3 protein-coding genes are annotated in these 6,056 nt (G+C 65.2%); 2 read left to right on the top strand and 1 reads right to left on the bottom strand.

Annotation, left to right across the window (positions count from 1 at the left end):
• Positions 1-825: 825 nt before the first annotated feature.
• On the bottom strand, positions 826-1,833 hold the full coding sequence (locus HMPREF1136_RS11000) for a DUF559 domain-containing protein (RefSeq protein ID WP_034504485.1): 1,008 nt from the start codon (positions 1,831-1,833) through the stop codon (positions 826-828).
• An 868-nt stretch (positions 1,834-2,701) separates the two neighbouring features.
• On the opposite strand from HMPREF1136_RS11000, the gene HMPREF1136_RS02110 reads away from it, so the two are divergent.
• Positions 2,702-3,469, top strand: a complete 768-nt coding sequence (locus HMPREF1136_RS02110; protein WP_009647664.1) for an ABC transporter ATP-binding protein — start codon at positions 2,702-2,704, stop codon at positions 3,467-3,469.
• 33 nt (positions 3,470-3,502) lie between these two features.
• Complete coding sequence (locus tag HMPREF1136_RS02105) at positions 3,503-6,037, top strand: ABC transporter permease (protein WP_009647666.1); 2,535 nt, start codon at positions 3,503-3,505, stop codon at positions 6,035-6,037.
• Positions 6,038-6,056 lie beyond the last annotated feature (19 nt).

Below are 6,056 nucleotides of genomic sequence, written 5' to 3'. Positions count from 1 at the left end.
TCTGTCCATCCGGACCCTCCGGCGCCCTCCACACCGGCGGCGCTGTATCGCTGTGCGTGGCCGGGCGCGTCGGCTCGTTGTCCGGCCGGGCTCCGCCGCCCACGGGCACCGCAGCTAGGCCCCGCTGGTATTCCAGGTGCCGTCGGGTCCGGCTGCCCGTGCCCTCCGGTCCCTCCGGTGCCCTCCATGCCGGTGGGGCAGGTTGTTGACGTGTGGTTCGGTGCGTCGGCTCGTTGTCCGGCCAGGCCCTGCCGCCGCCCACAGGAAGCGCAGCTAGGCCCCGCTGGTGTTCCGGGCGCCGGAGGGTCCGGCCGCCCGCGAGGCTGGGCAACCTCACTTCGTTCGGCGCCGCGCCTCGAAGCCCGGCCAGGCCCTCCGGTCCCTCCGGCGCCCTCCACACCTGTGGGGTTGTGGTGAATGATGCGGATCGGTGCGTCGTTTCCGATGTCCGGCCGGGCTCCGTCGCCCACGGACGCTGTGGCAATCCCGTAGGCCTTGCTGCTGTCTCCATATTGGCGGTGTTGGGGATGGATGCGCCCAAAGTGCAGACCACTTCGGTGAAATTGAGTGAATTTGGGGTGTTTTGGGCGAGGTGGTCTGCGATTTGGGCACACTGTGGTCGAGACTGCGACGAACGGGGCAACGGTGGACACCTGCGGGGATCTCTTCAAGTCGGGGAGAACGGACGATGTGCAGATGTGGGTCGGATCCCGTCCCCGGTTACGTCCGGTAACCTCGCCCGAAGCCCCGAAGCCCCGAAGCCCCGAAGCCCCGAAGCCCCGAAGCCCCGAAGCCAGTATGAGACAGAGTCTTGCACGACTCGAACTAGCTGTGTTTGAGCAGCGCCCGGATCTGCGCGAGGACTTCCTCGGGGTGGGCCAGTGCCTCCCATCGGAAACGGCGGATACGCCAGCCCTGCGCTTCGAGCAGTCGCTGACGGCGCTCCTCGGCCTCGATGGAGCGGTGGACGGAGTCAATGTCGGAGCCGTACTTGCCTCGACCGTCGAATTCGATGCCGATCCGGTGCTCCGGAATGGCTACGTCGATGAAGTACCACTTGTTCGAGGCCAGCACTGGGTATTGAGTTTCCAAACCCTGCAGGCCGCTTTGCACCAGCAGGTAGAGCAGGCGCGATTCCCCAGCACTGTCGCACCCCGCGTCCGCGTGAGCGAGCACCCAGCGCGCGGAAGTCACATGCTTCGTCCCCTGACCCGCGGGAGCGATCATGTGCAGCAGGCGCATGCGGTTGTGCTCCTCGCGTTGCCGAGAATCGTCCCGGTAGAAGCGCCTGTATCGCGCCAGTTCGTGCAAGCCCGCGCATGCGACAACAAATGCCTCCTCCCGGTCGAGTGCTAGCGCGCAGTCAATGATCGTATCCTCGAGCGTCGCGCCCATGATGTCCCCGTCGTAGCGATTCATCGCCGGTGATCGTCCTCCTCGCGGCCGGTGTGGGCGCACCGTGACCGCCGGGATATGGAGTGGACCCGAGTGGATCTCCGGAAGTGGGATCGGGCGCGGGTGCTGGTCGGAAACCGTGGTGACGTGGAGTGGGTGCTGGTGCAGAAGTGGCAGGCCCCGGAGCCATGCGGCGGTTGGTCCGGACACGATGAGGTGGGGATGCTTGTGCTGCAGGGCGAGCAGCCGTGCAAGTGCGACGATGACGGGTGGCTCGGAATGCGCGGTGATAGCCTCGGCGTCGAGGTAGTAGCCGGGAGCGATCCTCACCAGCTCGCGCAGCTGAGCACGCCGAGCGAGTCGACGGCGCTCAGTGTTGTTTGCACCTGTGGTGGAGTGTGCGTGCGCCGCAATGGTGTAGATCGTATGCGCATCCATTGTGTCTCCTTCGACGTGCTTCCAATTGTACGGTGTGCGCCCAAAGCGCAGACCACTTCGGTGAAATTGAGTGAATGTGGGGTGTTTTGGGCGAGGTGGTCTGCGTTTTGAGCGCATGAGTGGTGCGGATACGAGGCCGGGGCGTCTGGTGGGGGCTGGGCAGCGTGGTGTATCCGTGGGTTGCGTGCAGATTGGTGAATCTGGGCAGATCGGACGGTGTTGGGGATGGATGCGCCCAAAGTGCAGACCACTTCGGTGAAATTGGGTGAATGTGGGGTGTTTTGGGCGAGGTGGTCTGCGTTTTGAGCGCGTGAGTGGTTCGGATGCGAGGCCGGGGTGTTTGTTGGGGGCTGGGCAGCGTGGTGTATCCGTGGGTTGCGTGCAGATTGGCGAATGTGGGCAGATCGGATGGGGGACGAGGCCGTGGTGCCTGTTGGGTATGAAGGGTGTGGTTGGTCGTGGGGTAGGGGTGGATGTGGCAGGGCGTTGGTTTCGCCCCGTCCCTGAGTCCCCTGATCCTGGCATGGTTTCCCGCACATGTCGCATGTGATGTCCATATAAACCTTGCAAACGCTGAGGTGGGATCGTTGGAATCGCAACGTTTGTGGAGGTTAATGAAAACTGGCCAAGGGAAGCTACGTGCGACTTTTCTGGGGAGTGTCGTATGTGTAGACCGATCCTGAGCCTGAGCCTGAATCTCGTTCCTTCACGCTGAACGGCACTCGAATAACGCGGGACTCACACCGTGCCCGGAGGACACGTCGGCTCCGGAACCCGGAATGCCCCGAAGGCACCCCGGGTGGTCTCGGGGATCAATCAGGGGAAACCTCCGTAGCGAAGACACAAGCTGACCATGCAGTATGTATACATGAACACGAACACGACAATCGCACAGGCCACCGCGGCCACCCAAGAGGCCCCGGCCTCGTCCATCGTCCGACTCCAGGGCGTCTCCAAGATCTACGGAAACGGCGACGCGCAGGTGCGCGCCCTCGACGACGTGAGCGTCGGCTTCGGTGCCGGCGAATTCACCGCCATCATGGGCCCCTCCGGCTCCGGCAAGTCCACGATGATGCACATCCTCGCCGGCCTCGACGCCCCCACCTCCGGGCACGTCTTCGTCGAAGATACCGACATCACCGCCCTGAAAGACACCGCTCTGACCAAGCTGCGCCGCGACCGCATCGGCTTCGTGTTCCAGTCCTTCAACCTGGTGCCCACACTGGACGCACGATCCAACATCCTCCTGCCCATGCGCCTCGCAGGAAAGACCCCCGATAAGGACTGGTTCGACCTGATCGTTAACTCCCTGGGCATCGCAGACCGTCTGAATCACCGCCCCTCCGAAATGTCCGGCGGCCAGCAGCAGCGCGTCGCTGTCGCCCGAGCTCTCATGAGTCGTCCCGCCGTCATCGTCGCGGACGAACCCACCGGCAACCTCGACTCGCACTCCACCACAGAGGTCATGGACCTGCTGCGCCGCGCCGTCGACGAACTCGGTCAGAGCGTCATCATGGTCACCCACGACACCGGCACCGCCGCCTACGCGGACCGCGTCCTCGTGTGCCGCGACGGCCGCATCGTCTCCGACCTGCGCGACGTCACCGCCGATACTCTGACCGCGGCGCTGCGCTGAACGCGTCCCCACACTGTTCCCAAGGCTCACCTCATGTCTGCAACAAACTCACTCCTGAGCGCCAACCTGCGCTCCCACGGCCGCCGTTACATCTCGACGGGCCTGGCCGTCGCTATTTCCACAGCCTTCATCGTCATCACCCTTATCGTCATGGCGGCGATGACGTCGAGCCTGACCTCCGGCGTCTACAGCCAGTATCAAGGCGGCACGATCGTCGTCTCCCAAGACAACGACGCGCCCGAGGGTGCCATCGAGAGCGCCGAAAAAGCCCTGAAGGACACCAACGGCGTCACTGCCATCAAGCACATGGCCCAGTGGCCCGTCGTTGCCCAGACCGACACGACGCGCGGGGGCCTCTACGTCTCGCCGCTGGCCCCCAAACCCTTCGCTGAGCCGGTTCTGAGCGCCGGAACTGCCCCGACCGCCGACGACCAGATCATCATCCCGGAGTCCACGGCCTCGTCCCTCTCGCTGAAGGTCGGCGACACTCTGAAAGTGCGCTCTGGATTCACCGAGGGCGACTACCGCACCCTCACCATTGTCGGCACCACGCGCTCGAACACGATCAGCATGGGCATTCCCGCCAGCTACGTGACCGACGGCGGCTTCTCCGCGATCTTTGGGAGCACCGCGTCTGGGAAGTTCATTGTCGCGACCAGTGGAACGGACGCAGACAGCAACGAAAACCCTCCGGAGGCCACCCAAGACGAGTGGGTGGCGAAGGCGAACTCCGCGCTCAGCGACATTTCGGGCGTGAGTGTGACCAGCGTGCGCGAGGCGATCACGAAGGACCTGGATCAGGCGCGCCTGGGGGCATCGGTGACGACGGGGATCATGCTGATCTTCCCGGCGATCGCGGCGCTCGTGGCCTCTATCGTCGTCTCCTCGACCTTCCGCGTCGTGCTCACGCAGCGCACCCGCGAGCTGGCGTTGCTGCGCACGCTCGGGGCGACCAGGCGTCAGGTTCGCTCGCTCGTGACCCGCGAGGCCTTCGCGATCGGAGCGATCTCGTCGGCGATTGGCGTCGTGGTCGGCTGGATGATTGGCGCGCTCGCGGTGGTGGAAAGCGGCTTGGGCACTAGCATCGCCGAGGTCTTGGTCGGGGTCTCCGTCTGGCAGCTTGCCCTCACGTGGCTGGGTGCGACCCTGTTCACGACTCTGGTCGGTGTCTTCCCGGCGCGCGCGGCCTCCCGCGTCGCCCCTATCGCGGCCCTCGCGCCCGTGAACGAGGCCGGGGCTGGGTCCCGGAAGAAGCACACCCTGCGCTTCATCCTCGGAGTCCTTGTCGCTGCGTCGGGTAGCGCGCTCGTTGCGTACGCGTGGCGCTTGGATAGTGCCAGCCAGAAGTTCATGCTGTCCTTCGGTGGGGCGCTCGTGGCCCTCCTCGGTGCGGTGGTTGCGGTCTCCGTCCTGCTGCCTGCTCTTACTCGGGCGTTTGGCGTGGTCTTCCCTGGCATGTTGTCCGCCATGGCCCGTGAGAACACGATGCGCAACCCCGGTCGCACCTCCGCGACTGGCTCGGCGATCCTCATCGGTGTGACCCTCGTCGTCACCATCATGGTGGGTGCGGCCTCCGTGCGCACTACCCTGACGAATGCCGTGAATGACGCCCGTCCCTTCGATCTCATTGCTGTGTCCACGACCGGGGAACTCACTGACGACCAGCAGGCCGCTATCACGTCCACCGACGGCGTCGCCGCCACCGTTGCCCAGTACGCCGCCCCCGGTGTCCTGACCCTGACGCCAAGCGCCTCCGCCTTCGAACCGGCAGAGGGCAGCGGCGCGGTGGAGCCTGGCATGACGTTGCCCGTCATGATCACCGGTGAACCCAACTACACGGGCGTCACTCACTCGACCGTCACTCAGATGGGCGACGACGAGGTGCGCGTCGGCGACAAGGCTCTGGCCGGGCAGATGCTGCGCCTGTGCGCCGACACGTGCACGGACCTGAGCGCCGCGTACGACAAGGACCTCAGCGACGGGGACACACGGGTCTCCGAGAAGACCCTGCGGTCCATCGTGACCTCACCCGAGCGTCAGGCGATCATTATTAAGCTGGCCGATGGGGCCGACGTCGAGGCCGTCCAGAGCACGCTGCTCAAGGACTCGCAGCTCAGCGTCAACGGCTCCGCCCTGGAGCGCCAGATGTACACGAAGGTCATTGACCAGATGATGATGGTCCTCGTCGGGCTGCTCGGCGTGTCCGTCGTTGTGTCCCTGGTCGGCGTCGCCAACACCCTGTCCCTGTCGGTGGCCGAACGCACCCGCGAGAACGGTCTGCTGCGCGCGCTGGGTCTGACGCGACGCCAGATGAAGAGCCTCCTCGCCCTCGAGGCGCTGTTCCTGTCCCTGACCGGCGCGTTGATCGGTGTTGGCCTGGGTATCGCCTTCGGGTGGGTCGGTGTCATGAGCCTGCCCATCGAGGGAGCAACGGCTGTGATGAGCGTGCCGTGGCTGCAGCTGGTCGGCGTGTGTGCCGTCGCGATTGTCTCCGCTCTGGTCGCCTCGTGGCTGCCGGGACGTCGGGCAGCGAAGGTCAGTCCCTCCGAGGCGCTGGCGACCGAGTGAGTGCCGGTTGAATGACGGG

The organism is Actinomyces sp. ICM47 (genome assembly GCF_000278725.1).
Taxonomy (GTDB): Bacteria; Actinomycetota; Actinomycetes; order Actinomycetales; family Actinomycetaceae; genus Pauljensenia.
Note: the sequence above shows the minus strand (reverse complement) of the source record. Positions and strands in the feature narration are given on the sequence as shown.